Source organism: Streptococcus sp. HMSC062H02 (genome assembly GCF_001813005.1).
Classification (GTDB): Bacteria; Bacillota; Bacilli; order Lactobacillales; family Streptococcaceae; genus Streptococcus; species Streptococcus oralis_S.
Map to the genome: position 1 here is coordinate 1 of NZ_KV811111.1, position 649 is coordinate 649.

The 649-nt window shown below is 41.4% G+C and carries 1 protein-coding gene; it reads right to left on the reverse strand.

Features of this window, described 5'->3' with window-relative positions:
* A partial coding sequence (locus tag HMPREF2885_RS04070) for an isopeptide-forming domain-containing fimbrial protein (protein WP_148131129.1) occupies positions 1–649 on the reverse strand: 649 nt, incomplete at both ends.

A 649-nucleotide genomic window follows, 5' to 3' on the forward strand; every position in this document is an offset into this window, starting at 1 on the left:
GTTGGTTTTTCTGGGTCACGTGGTTTCACCGTTACCGGTTTTGATTCCTTGCTGCCAGATTGACCATTGGCATCCTTGAAGTTAACACTTGCTTTGTTTGGTACCAATTGATCCTTATAAGGAGTCAAATCGCTATGCGCTTTGAGTTTAGCTGGGATGTACAATTGAATCTCTTTGAAGCCTTTTAGTCGAGCGAAATCTTTCACTTTTACAGTGACAGTGTTTCCTTCAACACTTGTTTCAAGAGCTCCATTTGCATCACGACCGTCCACATAGGCTACTGGCGTATCAGGGATTGCCAAAACAGATTCAAGTGTATCTGTTACGGTGAACTCTTTGTACTTATCAATATCTTTTGGTAAAGCTGTATTGACATTGTACATGTAAGGTGCATCGTATTCGACATCCAAGTGGTCCAAGGTACGGTTGATTTTCTTCGTAATTTCTGGTTCTGGTTCTTTTGGAACGATAACCGGAACTTTATTCGAATCTTTGTGTAGCCCTGGTCTATTTGGAATGTTTGCATCATAAGAAGCCGTATTTGGAACAGTGAATCCACGATCTGTTAGATATGGAGTCAAATCAGCTCCCGCTTTAATCTTAGCAGTGAAGCTCAATTCAACTGCTTGACCGCCATTGGCTTTCACTT